Annotated in this window: 15 protein-coding genes; 6 read left to right on the forward strand and 9 right to left on the reverse strand. The window is 46.9% G+C overall.

The genetic code is table 11. The features are described from left to right. The first annotated feature begins 90 nt into the window (after positions 1 to 90). Positions 91 to 1,767: a mechanosensitive ion channel gene (locus tag QUB56_RS23715; RefSeq protein WP_332958570.1), complete on the forward strand. Its 1,677-nt coding sequence runs from the start codon at positions 91 to 93 to the stop codon at positions 1,765 to 1,767. A 153-nt stretch (positions 1,768 to 1,920) separates the two neighbouring features. Further along, entirely contained in the window at positions 1,921 to 2,682 is a 762-nt protein-coding gene (locus QUB56_RS23720) for a Uma2 family endonuclease (RefSeq protein WP_332958571.1), read from the forward strand. Positions 2,683 to 2,708: 26 nt separating this feature from the next. On the opposite strand, the gene QUB56_RS23725 is transcribed toward QUB56_RS23720, so the two are convergent. The 5 genes from QUB56_RS23725 to QUB56_RS23745 all read right to left on the reverse strand — a co-directional run bounded on the left by QUB56_RS23725 (position 2,709) and on the right by QUB56_RS23745 (position 9,113). Beyond that, positions 2,709 to 5,351: a polynucleotide kinase-phosphatase gene (locus QUB56_RS23725; protein WP_332958572.1), complete on the reverse strand. Its 2,643-nt coding sequence runs from the start codon at positions 5,349 to 5,351 to the stop codon at positions 2,709 to 2,711. 191 nt (positions 5,352 to 5,542) lie between these two features. Next, positions 5,543 to 5,866 carry a type II toxin-antitoxin system PemK/MazF family toxin gene (locus tag QUB56_RS23730; RefSeq protein WP_332958574.1) on the reverse strand — a complete coding sequence of 108 codons (324 nt, stop codon included), beginning with the start codon at positions 5,864 to 5,866 and terminating at the stop codon, positions 5,543 to 5,545. Further along, positions 5,860 to 6,120, reverse strand: a complete 261-nt coding sequence (locus QUB56_RS23735) for an AbrB/MazE/SpoVT family DNA-binding domain-containing protein (protein ID WP_332958575.1) — start codon at positions 6,118 to 6,120, stop codon at positions 5,860 to 5,862. Before QUB56_RS23735 ends, QUB56_RS23730 begins: the two co-directional genes overlap by 7 nt. Positions 6,121 to 6,180: 60 nt before the next feature. Next, on the reverse strand, positions 6,181 to 7,581 hold the full coding sequence (locus tag QUB56_RS23740) for a 3' terminal RNA ribose 2'-O-methyltransferase Hen1 (RefSeq protein ID WP_332958576.1): 1,401 nt from the start codon (positions 7,579 to 7,581) through the stop codon (positions 6,181 to 6,183). An 80-nt stretch (positions 7,582 to 7,661) separates the two neighbouring features. Next, the gene (locus QUB56_RS23745) at positions 7,662 to 9,113 is read right to left on the reverse strand and encodes a GTP-binding protein (protein ID WP_332958577.1); all 1,452 of its coding nucleotides are present in this window, start codon (positions 9,111 to 9,113) and stop codon (positions 7,662 to 7,664) included. A gap of 528 nt (positions 9,114 to 9,641) precedes the next feature. Here QUB56_RS23745 and QUB56_RS23750 point away from each other — a divergent pair. The 3 genes from QUB56_RS23750 (at position 9,642) to QUB56_RS23760 (ending at position 11,105) form a co-directional block, all read left to right on the forward strand. Then, a complete protein-coding gene (locus QUB56_RS23750) occupies positions 9,642 to 10,472 on the forward strand; it encodes a CPBP family intramembrane glutamic endopeptidase (protein WP_332958578.1) in 831 nt (276 codons plus the stop codon). Between the two features lie 92 nt (positions 10,473 to 10,564). Beyond that, positions 10,565 to 10,783 (forward strand): DUF433 domain-containing protein, encoded by a 219-nt coding sequence (locus QUB56_RS23755; protein WP_332958580.1) that lies wholly within the window; start codon positions 10,565 to 10,567, stop codon positions 10,781 to 10,783. 1 nt (position 10,784) lies between these two features. Next, positions 10,785 to 11,105: a DUF5615 family PIN-like protein gene (locus QUB56_RS23760; protein WP_293190105.1), complete on the forward strand. Its 321-nt coding sequence runs from the start codon at positions 10,785 to 10,787 to the stop codon at positions 11,103 to 11,105. Between the two features lie 278 nt (positions 11,106 to 11,383). On the opposite strand, the gene QUB56_RS23765 is transcribed toward QUB56_RS23760, so the two are convergent. Then, positions 11,384 to 13,333, reverse strand: a complete 1,950-nt coding sequence (locus QUB56_RS23765) for a bifunctional serine/threonine-protein kinase/formylglycine-generating enzyme family protein (protein WP_332958581.1) — start codon at positions 13,331 to 13,333, stop codon at positions 11,384 to 11,386. A gap of 56 nt (positions 13,334 to 13,389) precedes the next feature. Here QUB56_RS23765 and QUB56_RS23770 point away from each other — a divergent pair, with 56 nt between their 5' ends. Beyond that, positions 13,390 to 13,701, forward strand: coding sequence for an S-layer protein (locus tag QUB56_RS23770; protein WP_332958582.1), 312 nt, complete (start codon positions 13,390 to 13,392; stop codon positions 13,699 to 13,701). Positions 13,702 to 13,838: 137 nt separating this feature from the next. On the opposite strand, the gene QUB56_RS23775 is transcribed toward QUB56_RS23770, so the two are convergent. The 3 genes from QUB56_RS23775 to QUB56_RS23785 are packed head-to-tail and all read right to left on the reverse strand — an operon-like array spanning position 13,839 to position 15,025. Continuing rightward, positions 13,839 to 14,105: a DUF3146 family protein gene (locus tag QUB56_RS23775; protein WP_332958583.1), complete on the reverse strand. Its 267-nt coding sequence runs from the start codon at positions 14,103 to 14,105 to the stop codon at positions 13,839 to 13,841. Then, entirely contained in the window at positions 14,102 to 14,764 is a 663-nt protein-coding gene (gene pth, locus QUB56_RS23780; RefSeq protein ID WP_332958584.1) for an aminoacyl-tRNA hydrolase, read from the reverse strand. The genes QUB56_RS23775 and pth overlap by 4 nt, the downstream gene beginning before the upstream one ends. Further along, complete coding sequence (locus QUB56_RS23785) at positions 14,765 to 15,025, reverse strand: TatA/E family twin arginine-targeting protein translocase (RefSeq protein WP_332958585.1); 261 nt, start codon at positions 15,023 to 15,025, stop codon at positions 14,765 to 14,767. It abuts the gene before it with no gap. Between the last annotated feature and the right edge of the window lie 134 nt (positions 15,026 to 15,159).

A 15,159-nucleotide genomic window follows, 5' to 3' on the forward strand; every position in this document is an offset into this window, starting at 1 on the left:
CATTAAATTTAGATGATGTCTAGATTTTTTGGAACTATTATTAAAGTTTCGTCTTTTCCCTGTCAAATCTGACGTTAACCCGAGAAAAAAATGAATGAAACTTGGCAAGAGATAACTCAACCGATATCGGATCCAATAGCGGCTTTGTCCGATCGCATTTTGGCACAAGCCCAGTCCGGGAATCCGCTGACAGATGCGGAACGCGGATTTAACAATTTCATTCAGGGATCAAACCTGGAAAATCTCCTCTGGGCCGTCGGTATCCTGCTAGTTGGCTTGATAGTATCAGCCCTCGTCTCATCTGTAGTGGGGGGATTGCTCAAGAAGACTACGATCGACAACCGACTGGCTGCTTGGATTACCGGCCGCCCGGAGGGGGGACCAGGAGCCCCGCAAGTGGAAAAATGGATTTCCGCAGCGGTATTCTGGATCATTTTTATCTTTTTCCTGGTTGCCTTTTTCAACCGGCTCAATCTAACGGCCGTCTCGCAACCGCTCAATACTTTTCTCAATCAAATAGCGAATTTCTTGCCGAAGTTGGCCGCCGCGCTAATTTGGTTGGGGATTGCTTGGGTGTTGGCAACAGTCGCCAAAATGGCCGTATCGCGAGTGATGCGGACTTTTAGCGTGGACGAGCGCTTGAATCAGGAGGTGGGCACTGCGCCTACGGAGCGCCCTTTGCTGCTGAGCGATACTGTGGCGAATGCGCTGTACTGGTTCATCTTTCTGCTGTTTTTGCCGCTGATTCTGGAAGCGCTGCAATTGCAGCAGGCTCTGCTGCCTGTTAATAATTTGCTCAACCAAATTCTGGCGGCAATTCCGAAAATTCTGGAAGCTGTGCTGATTGGGTTTGTGGGCTGGCTGCTGGCTATGGTGGTGCGGCGGATTGTCACGAATCTGTTGGCTGCTGCTGGGGCGGACGGTTTGGGCGCTCGGTTTGGAATTTCGCGGAGTACGGGCGGACAATCGCTGTCGTGGATTGTCGGGACGATCGTCTATGTTTTGATTTTGATTCCAACGGCGATCGCAGCTCTCAACGCTTTGGACATTCAGGCGATTTCCCAGCCTGCAGTCGCGATGCTCAACGACATTTTGAGCGCGGTTCCCAAAATCTTCACGGCAGGGCTAATTCTGGCGGTTGCTTACATTTTGGGGCGTTGGGTAGGCGATTTGGTGACTAATATCCTGAGGGGAATTGGCTTTAACAATGTCTTTTCTTGGTTGGGAGTGCAGCCGAAGCAGCCGCTTCGGCTAACGCCGAGTTCGATCGATCCGGACGCAACAGTTCTTCAGGAACCGGAACTTCCGGCGCGCACGCCTTCGGAATTTGTCGGCATTGTGGTGCAGGTGGGCATCATGCTGTTTGCTGTGGTGGCGGCTACCGACGTGCTGCGGATTCCAGCGCTGACGGCGATTGTCAGCGGTATTGTCCTGGTTGCAGGTAGGGTGCTTTCGGGCTTGGTGGTATTTGCGATCGGCTTGTATTTGGCGAATCTGGCCTTTAGCTTGATTGCCAGCTCTGGAACTCGCCAAGCGCGGCTTTTGGGCCAAGCGGCTCGGATCGCAATTATTGCCTTTGTTTCGGCCTTGGCGCTGCAACAAATGGGCATTGGCAGCGATATTGTGAATTTGGCTTTCGGGCTGCTGCTCGGGGCGATCGCAGTTGGCATTGCTCTAGCTTTTGGTTTGGGCGGGCGCGAGATTGCGGCCGACCAAATTCGCGAATGGTTAGCGTCGTTTAAACAAGATAAGACGCCGCGTTTGTAACTCTATAAAAAGGCGTTTGCACTTGACAAACGCCTTTTTTTTGTCAGTTGTCAGTTGTCAATTGTCATTCAAGACGGTCAGAATTTTCTCAGTCATCGTTTTTTTAGAGCTAGTGCTACAATCGAATTAGCGAGAACTAAGGAGGCTTAAACTGTGACAGTTTTAACTTCTATCGAACAAGAAGAAATTGAATATCCCAGCAGCGACGGAGAACCGATGGCGGAAAGCGACATCACGCGCGATTACATGACTTACGGCGTGGAAGCTCTGAAGCTGCACTTTCAAGGGCGATCGGATGTCTACGTGTCAGCAAATTCTTTGGTTTATTACGAAGAAGGTAACAAAGCAGCAGTAGTTGCTCCCGATATCTATGTAGTATTTGGAGTCAGAAAACGCCAGAGAGATAACTACAAAATCTGGAAAGAAGCAGGGATAGCACCGCAGTTTGTCTTAGAAATAACATCTGAAACAACTCAAGATGTAGACCAAGAAACCAAACCAGAAACTTATCGAAGTTTGGGAGTAAAGGAATACTTTCAGTACGATCCGTCTGGGGATTATCTGAATCCGATACTGCAAGGAGTGCGTTTAGTCAACAACCAGTACGAGCCGATTCCCGTCAATAATATCGCCTTCGATTCGCTGTGGCTGTACAGCGAAGTATTGGGACTGGAATTGCACTTAGTCTCTGGAGAATTGAGGTTTAGAAATCCTCAAACAGGAGAGTTTCTGAAGACTTACCAGCAATCTGAACAAGCACGGCTGGCGGCGGAACAAGCACAAATGGCGGCAGAATCAGCCTTACGATCGCTCGTTTCTCAACTGTTAAATTCGGGCATGAATTTAGAACAAGTCGCACAAATGATGAATTTATCGACATTGGAAGTACAGCGATTAGTAGGAGGAAATGAATGAGCGATCGCCTGCTTTCTACCTTCAGATTACAGCCTCGGATCGACAGGTTCGCTCTCCATCGCTAAAACTCCGAAAACGCACTCGTGAACTCGTCTCAATGGAGCACCCGCAACAAATCTCTCCAATGCTTCTACACCGAGAGCAAACTCTCGCAACGCCAAAGAACGCTTGCCGGAAAGTCCGCGCGATCGCAATCTTTCTAAATTTGCAGGCAAAGAATATTCCTGACCGTAAATAATTCGCAAATACTCTTTTCCGCGACATTTTACCGCAGGCTGTACGAGTCCTTTGCTATTTTTCACAATAAAATCCATTGGTTTAACAACCATTCCTTCGCCTCCCCCCGCCGTCAGTTTTTCCCACCATTGAATCCCCGCCAATTGGCTGTCAACATCGGCAATTTCAACTATTTTGTATTCAGTAGCTAACAGAAATTCAGGGTCAGCTTGACAAATTTGTGAAATCTGTTCCATGTGCCAACAGTGATTTTTGTCAGTGTGAACTGTTCCCTCGGTTGCCAAGATGTGGAAAGGCGCTAATTTGAGGTCCAAGAGCGATTTCACTGGCCAGCAGTAGCGCTGGTAGGCCTTAACATAGCGATCGGCTAGTTCGGCTCGCTCTTGGTAGCTGGTTAGCAAAGAATTAATTTCAACTCCCCGCTGGTTTGCCTGTTCTAAGTTCTTAATCGCCTCCGCAAACCCGTGACGAGATGCTGTTCCCACGGGGGCGTATTGCTCTTTCAATAAACCTTGTGCTTTGGCTGACCAAGGCATTAATTCGCAGTCCAAACACACCCAATCCGTTTGAAATTTTTCCCAAAAATTGCTCGCAGTGAGAGCGACATTTACTCGCGCTAAAAATTCTCTTTCTAAGGTAGAATGATCGAAAAAATGCCGTCCCGTGCGGGTGTAGCAAATGCCCATACTCTCGCTGAGAATGCCAAAGCGGCGTAAAGCTGCCGGTGCGTCGCGGCAAACAATCGCAACTGCACGGGAACCCATGTGCTTTTCTTCGCACACAACTGTCGATATGCCCTGCTGTTGGTAGTAGCTAAATGCTTCGGCTGGATGTTCTAAAAGTCCTGGTTCGTTGGAGGTAGCAGCGGGAGACATTGTGGGCGGTAAATAAATCAGCCATTTGGGATTGGCTGCAAACCGACTCATTACTTCTAGGGCTGCGATCGCATTTTCTTCTTTAATCGTAATGTTACGTTGCAGGCGAGTTGAAATAATGCGTTTTCCGAGTACGTCGCTAATGTCCAGTACGTCATCAAACTGCTGTTGGGCGGTGAGATTCACGGCCGCCAAACCGCTATTGATAACGGGTGAATTCATGTCTTTATTGTTAAGTGGAGTGGGGCTGTCTTGAAAGGAGATCGGTTTGGCAGGTTCGCAGTAAATTCTAGCAGCAGGAACGCTGACAAATTCTCTTTCGGGATACCGCAAAGCTGTTAGTTTGCCCCCGAAAACGCAGCCGGTGTCAATATCAACAGTATTGTTCAACCATTCTGTTTCGGGAACGGGGGTGTGTCCGTAAACAACCGCTGCCTGACCTCGATATTCGGCGGCCCAATTGTAGCGGACGGGCAAGCCGAATTCATCGATTTCGCCAGTTGTTTCTCCGTACAAGGCGAAATCTCGAATGCGGCGCGATGCGCGTCCCTGAAATTCAGCTTTCATCCCGGCGTGGGCGACGACTAATTTTCCGCCATCGAGGACGTAATGCCCAGTCAAACTATCTAAAAATTGGCTAATTTCTCCTACTGCTGATTCGCGCGATTCATCGGGTAAAGCGGCAATTTCTGCTAAGGTTTGTTCGAGTCCGTGGTTGATTTTGACATTTTTGCCGCTGAGTTTTCGCAGCAGTTTGATGTCGTGATTTCCAGGCACGCACAAAGCTGTTTCTGCGAGTACCATGTTTCGCACGAGTTTGAGGGTGTCGAGAATGCGCGGGCCCCGATCGACCAAATCGCCCAAAAACACGGCTTTACGCCCTTCTGGGTGCGCGTAGGTGGGAAAATTCCCCAAATTGGATTCGCTGGATTTTTCGATAATTTGATAGCCCAACTGTTGCAGCAATTGTTCCAATTCGTCGCAGCATCCGTGAACGTCGCCGATGATGTCAAAAGGGCCGCAGTCGCCTTTGCGGTTGTTCCACAGCGGTTGTCTTTCGACTTCCACCGCCTCGATTTCCTCTGGGGAACGGAGGACGTAAACGTAGCGAAATCCTTCGCGATCGAGATTTCGGAGCGATTTGCGCAAACTTTGGACGTGCCGCCGAACTACGTGATTTCCAAAATTGCGGTTTGGACGTTGTTGATTGCGATCGGCACACAATTTTTCTGGCAAATCTAGCACAATAGCAACCAAAAAGCAATGGTATTTTCGGGCTAATTCCACCAAATATTTGCGGCTTTCCGGCTGAACATTGGTGGCATCAATCACAGTTAGCTTACCTGCGGCCAGACGTTTAGCAGCGATTAAATGCAATACTTCAAAAGCATCAGCGGTCGCCGCTTGATTGTTTTCGTCATCGGAAACCAGACCCCGGCAGTAATCCGAGGAAATGATTTCTGTAGGTAGGAAATGCTGCTGCGCAAAGGTGGATTTGCCGGAACCGGATGCACCGATGAGAACGACTAAAGATAGTTCTGGAAGCGTAATTTTCATTGTTTAATAACATAGATTTTTTACTCGTTACTCGTTACCAGGATATTCCTGGTAACGCAGATCCAGAGGCTCTGCCTCGAATTCTCATCGAACGAAAGCGAGGCAGAGCCTCTGGGCATCGGTTCCCAGGAATATCCTGGAAGTTAAACGACTAGGGATAGTTCTGGAAGCGTAATTTTCATTTAATATTATTATTCAGCAAACATCTCTACCAAAGTATCTAAAACTTCTTTTTGTTCGTCAGCGCTGATTTGACCGAGATATTTAACTAATCGATTTTTGTCAAATGTCCGCATTTGATCGAGGACGATTTGCCCATCTTTGCCTTGAAAATGACAAACTATGCGGCTGGGATATGGTTGCCCCTTCGTTGTCATTGGAGCAATGATGACAGTGGCAATGCGCTTATTCATCTCATCTGGTGAAATCACCAAACAAGGTCTAGTTTTCTGAATTTCACTGCCAACAGTAGGATCAAGGTTAACTAAAAAAACATCAAAACGTTTGATTACCATTGCCACTCAAGCTCTTCCCACTCCGTAGTGGTGACATCATCAAGAAGGATATCATCATGTTGCTCTGCCATTTTTGCGAACGCTTCCTCCCAGCCGGCACGCGGTTTTGGGGCTGCACGAATGACGATTCGATCGCCGTGAACTTCGATTTCTACTGCTTCGCTAATACCAATTTGCTCTAACAAAGATTTGGGAATGCGAATGCCCTGAGAACTGTCAATTTCAACGATCTGGGTTTGAATAGATTTACTCATAGCGTCAGCCGGCATTTTTCCAAGTTTAACTATATTGTAAGCACAAACAGACTGTGGGTATTATTTGCACTGGGCGAAAATTGCCATTTGCGTAGGCGAACCTACTTCTAAATCTTCAGTTCCCACACAACGAAACTCTACCCGACAGCCAAACCGTTCGGCAACCCCATTCGCCCAAGTCTGAAACTCTGCCCTTGTCCACTCAAAGCGGTGATCCCGGTGGCGAAATTTGCCCGCCGGCAAGTTTTCAAACCTAACGTTATATTCAATATTTGGAGTTGTGACGATCGCACTTTTGGGTCGGATAAATTCAAACAAAACCCGTTCAAAAGCAGCTAACCGTTCTAAATCCAGATGTTCGATCACTTCAATTACCGCCGCCGCATCAAAACCACTCAAGCGGCTGTCCCGATAAATCAGCGAACTTTGAATTAGTTGAATCCGAGATTGCTGTGCGGGAGACAATCGATCTATCTGCAAACGTTCCCTGGCAAGTTCCAAGGCCCGAAAGGACACATCGACGCCTGTAATTTGTTCGATCGAGCTTTCTTGCAAAAGCAGTTTCAGCAGTTTTCCCTCACCGCAGCCCAAATCTACCACTCGCTTAGCACCACTTTGCTTTAAAACCTCCGCCACAGCTTCCAAACGCTGTTCGTTCAAGCTAATTCGCTGTTCTAAAACTTCCTCTTCTTGCTGATGAGAAACTTCGACATCCTCAGGGTCGATATCAGCTTCTTCTGCTAACTGTGCCACAGCAATGCGCGTCAGACGGCGCTGGCGTTTCAGATAGCGGTTAGCAATTTGTTCGCGCGCCGGATGCGCGTTCAACCAACCTTCGCCGTGACGCAATAACTTCTCGATTTCATCATCGCCCACCCAATAATGTTTATCGTCATCCAACACGGGAATTAGCACGTAAAGATGGCTTAACAAATCCGCCAAACGGACTGTATTTTGCAGTTCCACAGAAAAGTAAGGACTCGCGCCCCACTCGGGAAATTGCTCGTCAAGAATCAGGGGTTTTGCTGCGACTTGATAGCCAAGCGGCTCAAACATTTGCCGCAGGAACTTCTCGCCACCGCGACAGGGCAAAACCGCCAGATTAACTGTCAAAGGAATAGCTGTTTCTGCGAGTTCTGGGCGGTCTTTGCAGCGACCGGATAGAGCTGTACTAAAGACTTTGGCGAGGGCGACAGACAGAAACGAAGAGGCAACGTAGGGGCGATCGTTCACGTATTGTTCCAGAGGGCGATCGCCCGATTTCGACTTGCCCCGCACCAAACCAACCGGATCGACATCTAAGAGTAAAGCCGCCGTGCACCTTTCTGCATTTGCCTCTGGATAAAACACGCTGGCTTGCCCGAAAGTCATCGGAAAGGATTGATGGCGATCGGGATGTTTGTGCAGCAAATAACCCAAATCTGTAGCAGGTACGCGAGTTGTAGAGATGGTTAATAACATAAGCTATTAATTTTTTAAATTATCTGCGTTTATCTGTGTTTATCTGCTTTATATCTGCGGTCAAATAATTACCAAAACAATCAATGAAATTTCTGTTTTTCCACACTTCCCAAATCCAACTTAGCCCGCAACTCTTCCTTAATCCGATTTAAAATAGAATCCTCATCCAAAGAAGACAAAATCTTGCTCACCACAGCCTTTGGCCCATCATCTCCCCAAGAAGCACCATTAGCCAAATAAGCCTTAGTAACTTGACCGATACCGTAGGAAGAAACCCCCGCGATCGCAGCTTGCGTCGCCGCCACAGACAAATAAGGCCCTAAAGCCAAACCCCCCGTCGCCGGCGTCGCCAAACCCAACAATCCTTTCAACGAGCTCAAACCAAAATTAGCCAACAATTCGCCCGCAGTAATTCCCCCCATACTAATCGCAATCTTTTGCAGCAATTCCACCGCGCCCGCTTCCGTCATCGCAATGCCGTAAACTTTAGATAAAGTTAATATCATCACCACATCAATTACCGCACCGCTAAGAATATCAACTACAGTAATTGGATTAAGTGCGATCGCCACCGATTTCGTCATTACCGCGTTCCAGATAATGCGATTAGCCGCGTCATCTCGAATCTCCATTTTTCGCTGCACCAACTGCTCGTTAATATCCCCCGCACATAGCATCGTATTCAGCGCGACCAAAGATTTGCCTTCTCGGTCTAAAATCTCCAAAATCTTTAATTTTAAATCTTGCACTTGTGGCAAACTGCGAGTCATTTGCACGCCCATACTTCCGTCGGGACGGCGCACCGCCCTCGCCGTCAAAGGCGAAGCCGCCGCCATCACAATTTCATCTGGAGACAACAATTCTCTGACGCGATCGTCTCGAATTTTATGATAAATTGCCAGCCTGTCTGCATCAGGATACTGGTCAATTTTATTAAACACTAATAACATCGGTTTTCCGGCTTCCCGCAACTGCGAAAGTGCTGCGTATTCCACCTTTGTAATGTCGCCAGCAACTACAAACAAAATCAAATCTGCTTGTTTAGCAACGCGGCGGGCTAAAAGTTCGCGAGTTTCGCCGTCAACTTCATCTATTCCCGGAGTGTCGATTAATTCAACTTGCGACAAACGGTAAATAACTGGCGAAAGTCTATCGGGCAAATTCTCATCAATTCCCTCTCCGACATCCCACTGGCCGATAGTCGTCGTGCGAGTCACCCCGTGAGTCGGGCCAGTTTCAAACACATTTTGACCTAGCAGCGCGTTCAAAACCGAAGATTTTCCCCTTCCCACCATCCCAAACACAGCTATTTGCACGCAAGCGCGCTCTAGCTTGTCGAGCATTTTCTCCAACCCGCCAATTTCCGGCTCAAGTCCAGTTCGCTCTTGAACTGTCAAGTCGAGATTTTCTACTATATCTCGCAGAGCATCTTTAGCGTGGCGCAGGTTGAGTTCTGCCTGAATGTCTGCGAAGCTTAAAATTGTGTCATCTAATTCGCGATCGACATTTGAAAAATCCGAGGCTTCAGTCATCAAAACTATGGGTTTGAAACCCCGTCCTTTTAGGACGGCTTTACATTGAGTGGAATCCCCTTGCGGGGTTGGGGAGGTATGGTTGCCTCCCCGTCGGGATATGGTTGTCCCGTTCTCCTTGCGGAGTAAAGTTAGCTTCGCCAATGTTTAGTGAGCTTGTTAGGCTAAAAGCACTGTTCCAGTGACCTTAGAACTGTTTAACTTTCAGCGACAGAGCAAGGAACTAGCTACGCATTCCAGGGTGTCGTGACTCAAAAAACGTAGTCCGCCAAGGACTTAGGCTGGTCAGGATGGCTTTCTAGATTTCTCTTTCAAGCCTTATGCCTTTAGGCTAAGGTTCCTGACTTAAAGTTTCAACCGATATGATGCCATTCTAGCTTTTTCCGTCTGCTTTGTACATTAGGGCTACGGCAATGGCGTGTTTATAATCCGGGTAGGGAGACAGCAATGCTGTGTCCTAATCCGGGTAGGGAGACAGCAATGCTGTGTCCCTACAGATATCATGTAAAACCTGTTTAATTTACAACAATGATTAACCGCCTCCAAATCATAGCCAGTTATCCATTTCCTTTACGTGTAATAATTTTCCTATTAATCTTGCTAGCAATTTGGCTGCCGCTAGCAGCACCAATTTATCTCTTAGTTAAAGATAGCAACCTTGCAACTATTCTGACAATGGGATTGTTGTTTACTGAGTTTCTGTTTCTAGTGCCGCGCTGGGGAAAACAGGTTTACGGACAAACCCAATTACTCAAAAGTTACGGTTTAATCAATACGCGAAAAAACGGTTTTGAGCTTTTAATCGGATTGGCGATCGGGCTTTTGCTCACTTTCAGCTTATTTGCGGTGCAAGGGCTGTTCGGCTTAGTCGCGTGGCAAAATTCTGATAATTTGCCGAGAATCATCGCAGAAGGGCTATTAAGCGCCCTTGGAGTCGGTTTTGCCGAGGAGTTGGTATTCCGTGGTTGGTTGCTGGACGAGTTGCAGCGGGATTACAATTATAAAATATCTTTGTGGGCGAATAGCCTGGTGTTTGCCCTATCTCATTTTATCAAACCTGTTGCGGCTATGCTGGGGAGTTGGCCGCAGTTTCCGGGGTTGTTGTTGCTGGGTTTGAGTCTGGTTTGGGGTAAAAGATCGCGCCAAAATCGCCTCGGTTTGTCGATCGGGCTTCATGCAGGTTTAGTCTGGGGATATTACATAATTAACATCGGGCAGTTAGTGCGATATTCGGCATCTGTTCCCGACTGGGTGACAGGAGTTAACGGCAATCCGCTAGCTGGGGCCGTGGGGCTGTTGTTTTTGAGTGTCTTGGCTTTGGGAATGCGAAAAATGTCTGAACATTCCAAAGGTTTGTAATATATCCATAAAGTGCATCGCTGGTAGGGGCGGTGCCCCCGTGCCCGCCCTGATTTTTAGCAGAGCAACGCACCCTACAACTACTTAGGCTTATGTCTCAAAATTTTCAGATGATTAGCATTTCTGGTGAAATCATGGGCGGAACTCCTGTTTTTATTGGCACTAGGGTTCCTGTCCAAACACTTTTTGACTATTTAGAAGCCGGAGAGTCAATTGATGATTTTTTAGATGGATTCCCAACTGTAACTAGGGAGCAAGTAATTGCTCTGTTGGAAGTTCTTAGAAAACAATTGATCGCGATGGTGGCGTAGAATGAAGCTGATATTGGATGAGTGTATCGATCGCAGATTGGCAAAAGAGTTTGTGGGCTATGAGGTAAAAACAGTTCCACAGATGGGATGGGCAGGAATTAAAAATGGTCAACTTCTGGCTCTAGTAGAGGCAGAGTTTGATGTTTTTATTACGGTCGATCGCAACTTGTCATTTCAGCAAAATCTGCCACAGTTTAACATTGCTGTGGTTGTTTTGCAGGCTTCCTCTAACCGCTTGGCAGATTTGAAGCCGGTGGTGCCGAATATTTTGGCGATTTTAGCTAACGTAGTTAAAGGTCAAGCTACGGTTGTTAGTGCGTAAGGGCTATCGTTGCATCAACTCAATTTTGTAAAACAGAATAAAAGCATTGACAAAGTGACAGTGATTTTCCCAAACAAAACTTACGCACAGGTGGCCAGAAACCGGGTTTTTTGACGATAATCGTTCGCTGTACTCCACAGAAAGAGTAAAAAACCCGGTTTCTTTGTCGGGAGTGCATCTAGGAGTGCCAAAAATAAATCGAGTCACCAGAGACGACCAAAAAAGTGAAAAAGAAAAAAGAGTAAAGAGCAAAAGGGCAAAAGAGCAAAGAAGAGTCCTCACAGAGAAGACGGGGAGGAAGGGACAGCCAAAGCAACCGCTACACGAAAACCCCTGCTGCTGAACGAGTGGCCCGCAGAGCAGGGGTAGCGGAAGGCCGCACGGCAAATGACCGCATTGTCCATCCACGAACCTCCACGCAGCACTCGCCTATCAGATCCACTTGTTTCCCAAGCACTTCCGTCAGTCGGTGCACCGTTATAATCATCGTGCCCAACATCTTGACACCATTCCCAGACATTCCCGTGCATATCGTAAAGTCCAAAGCTATTAGGCGTAAAACGACCCACAGCAGTTGTTTTTTCACGATAGATTCCCTTCGGTGCAGCACCGTAAGGATAATTGCCACGATAATTAACTAAATTCGGGGTAACTGTTTCCCCAAAATAAAATGGAGTAGTTGTCCCAGCGCGACAAGCATATTCCCACTCCGCCTCACTAGGAAGGCGATAGCTGCTACCCGTCTTCTGAGATAATCTGGCACAAAATTCAACGGCATCATACCAAGAAACCCTTTCTACAGGTCGGTTTTTACCTATGAAGCCAGAAGGGTCAGGATCAAGGTCATACTGGATTTTAGGCAAATTAGCTACTGCTGCCCACTGTGCTTGAGTAATCGGGTATTTTCCCAGAAAAAACGGTTTGATTGTCACCTGATGTTGAGGTATTTCATTGTCACGACTTTGTGCTTCACTTCTTGCAGGTGCACCCATTTTGAAGCTGCCTTTGGGGATAGAAACCATTTCTAAAGTAACGCCATTGGCGATAGTTTCTGTAAAAACCTGTGCTTGACTTTGGCTGCGCTTGGTGATTTCCCCCTTATAATTCACTCTCACCGTTTCAAATTGAACTGTTTTTAGGGGATTTGACAATACTTTTACAGGTTGAGGCGATTTGTTCCCCAAACTTTGATACACAGTTGGTGTTGGTGGCGGTGGCGGTGTTGGTGGCGGTGTTGGTGGCGGTGTTGGTGGCGGTGGTGTTGGTGTTGGTGGCGGTGGTGTTGGCGGTGGTGTTGGTGTTGGTGTCGGTGGTGTTGGTGTTGGTGTTGGTGTTGGTGTTGGTGTCGGTGGTGTTGGCGGTGGTGTTGGTGTTGGTGTCGGTGGTGTTGGTGTTGGTGTCGGAGGCGGCGACAAAGATAAAATTGCTTGCAATGCTTGCTCTGCATTTTGATAGCGCTGACTGAAATGGTCGCGCACCATTTTATCTAACACATTTGCTAAATAATTGCTAACTTGCGCTTGATTTCGCCAAATAACTTCTCCCGTCTGCGGATCTTGTGGTAAGGTATCAGGAGGTTGACCAGTCAATGCTTGAATCCCAATCATCCCCACTGCATAAATATCGCTACACAGTTTAGGTTTGCCGTTCGCTTGTTCGCTGGGCATATAACCCGAAGTACCAATGCCAACGGTGAAGCGAGTTTGTCCTTGAGCATTAACAACCATTGTGCTAATTTCCTTGACAGCGCCAAAGTCAATCAAGACAATTTTACCATCTTGGCGACGCATTAAATTATCAGGTTTAAGATCGCGATGAATCACCTTTTGCCGATGAACAATTGCTAAAATTTCTAAGATATTGTGCAATAATGTAATAGTATATGATTCGCTTAATTTTTTACCTGGAATCAGTTCTTTCGTAAGGTCGTGTCCGGCGATAAAATCTTGCACCAAATAAAATTCCCCCTTTTCCTCAAAGTGGGCGGAAAGCTTGGGGATTTGGTCGTGTAGACTACCCAATTTATACAGAGTTTGGGCTTCCGTCTCGAATAAGCGTTTGGCAATTAGTAAAAGGTCAGGGTCAGCGTTTTGCGGTTTAAGATGTTTGACAACGCACTGGGGATGTCCGGGTAAGTCTAAATCTTTGGCTAGGTAGGTGTGACCAAAACCGCCTTTCCCCAAGAATTTGATAATTTGATAACGATGGCGGAGGGTACGACCCAGCATAGTTTTCAGGGAATGCAGTGGAAGTTAGGATCTATTGTCGCACAAGAGGAAATTAGATGCTTAAACTCAGAATCGTTTCCACAATTATACTGCTAGTTAGTGCCAGTTGTTCATCTCCCGCACAGGCGCAAAATCCCGCACCAATAAAGCAAAATAACTCTTTAGTTCAAGTCCAGCCAACCCGCGAACAAATTCTCAATGCTTGCGTGCAAAATCGCGCGGAAACTCTGCCAAATCCTTTTACCGACGTGCCATCAAATCACTGGGCTTACAAAGCTGTTTTGACGATGTATTATTGCGGCGCTTACCGAGAAGCAACGCCACCTACTTTAATTCAAGAATTGCTGCAATCAACACAAACACATTGATCATCCCGAATTTCATCTGCGTTAATCCGCGTTCATCTGCGGTAAAAAAAACAAAAACCGCAGATGTAAGGCAGATAAACACAGATAAACGCAGATAATTTCAAGATAATTTGGGAATGAGTGCAAGAGGTATATTTTTAAAACTCAGCCCGAACCGTAAACGAATAATCCCCACCAGGTTCAAGCTGATAATCCCACTTTTCCAGAAAGCGGTGCAGCGGTTCCTGAATCAATGCCCTACCCTGAGAAGGTTCAAGTATCAGTGTTTTTTCTGACGTGAAACGCCACTGAAACTGCCACTCAAAATTGCCGGCAGTCACTTCACCCTCAATCGTGCCTTTTTGCCAAGATTGGCCAGTAACCCGGACATATGCAGTTGTTTCAGGCAAACGTCTCGAACTCACCTTTTTGTTTCCGCGTTTGTTTCTGCAATTGTGCGACTATTGTAAAGACTCATGGCTTTTTCTACTCCTTGGTGCAGACTTAGTTCCACAGCTTCTACAACCAGTTTAAGCACTTTCTCTACTAACTGACTTTCCTCTGAGGAAAATTTTCCTAACACAAAGGAAATCGTATCTTTCTCATTTTTAGCAGCATCGTTTTGAGGTTTGCCGATGCCAATCCGCAAGCGGGGAAATTTGTCTGTGCCCAAATGAGAAATTGTCGATTTCATGCCGTTGTGTCCGCCGGCAGAACCGGCAAGCCGCATTCTCAATTTCCCGATCGGCAAATCCATATCATCGTATACTATTAATACCGACTCCGCAGGTATTTTGTACCAATCCGTCGCTGCCCGAATCGATTGGCCCGACAGATTCATGTAAGTAAGCGGTTTCAGCAAGCGGATTTTCTGTCCCCGCGGCCGGTTTCCCTCGCCAAATATGCCTTGAAATTTGCGATTTTCCGACAGGGAAATCTGCCAAGATTTAGCCAAGGCATCGACAGCATTAAAGCCTATGTTGTGTCGGGTGCGATCGTATTTCGGTTCGGGATTTCCCAACCCAACTATTAGCTGGGGAATTACTAACTCCGCTGGTGTTTCCGACTTCTGAGTGTTGTTCATTTAAGTGTCTGTGCTATCTTCCTTGGGCTTCGCCGCCGCGAGTTTTTCAGTTTCCGGTTTGCTGCTAGTGGCTGCTGCTTCTTCTAGCTGCTTGGCTTCCCGCGTGAATTCCGACTCAAACTCCCGCGAAGCGTCTTGAAAGCCCCGAATTGCTTTCCCCATACTCCTGCCGATTTCAGGTAATTTTTTCGGACCGAATACTAATAGGGCGATCGTAAAAATAACTGCCATTTCCGGCAAACCAATGCCAAAAATATTCATGGTTTTTCTCCTGCAATTTGTTTAGTTAATTACTATTTATTTAGGTAAAAAGTAATCGGAAGGGGTAAGGAAAAACGGGAAAACTTAGCTTTTACCCTTTCTCCTCAACCCTCAGCTTTTACTTTTAGCCTTAC

The organism is Microcoleus sp. AR_TQ3_B6, from assembly GCF_036702785.1.
GTDB lineage: Bacteria > Cyanobacteriota > Cyanobacteriia > Cyanobacteriales > Microcoleaceae > Microcoleus.

Excerpts from the sequence above, each read along its gene's own strand:
- QUB56_RS23715 (WP_332958570.1), top strand. The coding sequence starts at position 91 with ATGAATGAAACTTGGCAAGAGATAACTCAACCGATATCGGATCCAATA.
- QUB56_RS23725 (WP_332958572.1), bottom strand. The coding sequence starts at position 5,351 with ATGAAAATTACGCTTCCAGAACTATCTTTAGTCGTTCTCATCGGTGCA.
- QUB56_RS23730 (WP_332958574.1), bottom strand. The coding sequence starts at position 5,866 with ATGGTAATCAAACGTTTTGATGTTTTTTTAGTTAACCTTGATCCTACT.
- QUB56_RS23735 (WP_332958575.1), bottom strand. The coding sequence starts at position 6,120 with ATGAGTAAATCTATTCAAACCCAGATCGTTGAAATTGACAGTTCTCAG.
- QUB56_RS23740 (WP_332958576.1), bottom strand. The coding sequence starts at position 7,581 with ATGTTATTAACCATCTCTACAACTCGCGTACCTGCTACAGATTTGGGT.
- QUB56_RS23745 (WP_332958577.1), bottom strand. The coding sequence starts at position 9,113 with ATGACTGAAGCCTCGGATTTTTCAAATGTCGATCGCGAATTAGATGAC.
- QUB56_RS23750 (WP_332958578.1), top strand. The coding sequence starts at position 9,642 with ATGATTAACCGCCTCCAAATCATAGCCAGTTATCCATTTCCTTTACGT.
- QUB56_RS23755 (WP_332958580.1), top strand. The coding sequence starts at position 10,565 with ATGTCTCAAAATTTTCAGATGATTAGCATTTCTGGTGAAATCATGGGC.
- QUB56_RS23760 (WP_293190105.1), top strand. The coding sequence starts at position 10,785 with ATGAAGCTGATATTGGATGAGTGTATCGATCGCAGATTGGCAAAAGAG.
- QUB56_RS23765 (WP_332958581.1), bottom strand. The coding sequence starts at position 13,333 with ATGCTGGGTCGTACCCTCCGCCATCGTTATCAAATTATCAAATTCTTG.
- QUB56_RS23770 (WP_332958582.1), top strand. The coding sequence starts at position 13,390 with ATGCTTAAACTCAGAATCGTTTCCACAATTATACTGCTAGTTAGTGCC.
- pth (WP_332958584.1), bottom strand. The coding sequence starts at position 14,764 with ATGAACAACACTCAGAAGTCGGAAACACCAGCGGAGTTAGTAATTCCC.
- QUB56_RS23785 (WP_332958585.1), bottom strand. The coding sequence starts at position 15,025 with ATGAATATTTTTGGCATTGGTTTGCCGGAAATGGCAGTTATTTTTACG.